The following is a 1,186-nucleotide window of genomic DNA, read 5'->3' as shown; positions in this document are numbered from 1 at the left end:
CAGCGCGGCGCGAAACTCATCCGACGTCGCGGCCAGCAGTCGCTTGGTTTTGATGCTTGTCTTGATGGACTTATCGAGCCGGATGAGATTGAGCGCCATGTGCCGCACCAGCGCCAGGTTGTGGGCAATGTGACCGATGCGTCCGCGTGCGTAGTCGTCGCCGAACTGAACATCCAGGCACCAGTGCAGCCGATTCTCCACTTCCCAATGACTTCTGACCGCCACCGCAATGCGCTCAGCGTCAGCCGGCAGACTGCTGATGTAGTACACGCGCTCGGTACTGGTGCGCTCGCCCACCGTTCGCACGCGCTCGACCACGGCAAAGCTGGCCACGTCCTTCCAGACCTCGGCCTTGTGGAGCCGATCGGTCGCATCAAACGCCGTACAGCGTCGCACCTCGATCCGTCCATGGCCGGTGCTCGTGGTTTCATGCGTCGAACTCGGTGTCAGCGGACCGCGCGGATCGATGTCGGCGAACATGATCGAGTCGAGCAGCTTCGGGTGGTTGTCCTTTACGCACAGCACGTAGTGGGCACCTCGCTCACGGACGGCACGTGCGATCTTGGTCTGCGTACCCATCGCATCGATGGTGACGATGCAGCCCTCGATGTCGAGCACCTTGAGCAGTTCGGGAATCGCCGTGATCTCGTTGGACTTCTCCGCTGTGGCCGTCTGACCCAGCACCACGCCCACGTTGGCCGCAAATGCGCTGACCAGATGCAGCGGCGCAGCGGCCGCCTTGCTCGTCGTGCGTCGGCTCGTCTTTCCATCAATGGCGATGACCTGATCCTTGGCCAGCGCCGGGATGATGCCGCCGACCCAGGTGCGAAAGGCCTGTTCAAACTGCTTCGGATCGAGCAGCGCGAATACGCGCTCGAACGTGTCGGGCGAGGCCACGCCGTAGTCGAGCCGCAGAAAGCCCTGCAGCCACGGCACTTTGGCGCGCCCCCACTGCGAGATCTCCTCGAAGTCGTCGGCGCCGCTGAGCACCGCGCACACCGCCACGGTGAGCAGTTCGCTCAAGCGGTGCCGCGTCTGTTGCGCATTGCGCCAGTCCTCGAGGCCCTCGAAAACCTCCACCATGTCGGCCAGCTTCCCTATGTCCATCGGTCGCCCAAAAAGACAGGAAGCTACACAAAAACACCGACTGTGAACAGGGGCATGTCAAGTGATTGATCGTGAACGA

At 62.5% G+C, this 1,186-nt stretch carries 1 protein-coding gene; it reads right to left on the bottom strand.

All coding sequences use genetic code 11. The annotated features are described in order from the left end of the window. The coding region (locus TBU01S_RS22665) for an ISAs1 family transposase (protein ID WP_083953812.1) at nucleotides 1-1,107 on the bottom strand (1,107 nt) is incomplete at its 3' end. Nucleotides 1,108-1,186: the final 79 nt, after the last annotated feature.

Origin of the sequence: Thauera butanivorans NBRC 103042 (genome assembly GCF_001591165.1) — a bacterium.
GTDB classification, from domain to species: Bacteria; Pseudomonadota; Gammaproteobacteria; order Burkholderiales; family Rhodocyclaceae; genus Thauera; species Thauera butanivorans.
This window is presented reverse-complemented; position numbering and strand designations above follow the sequence as displayed.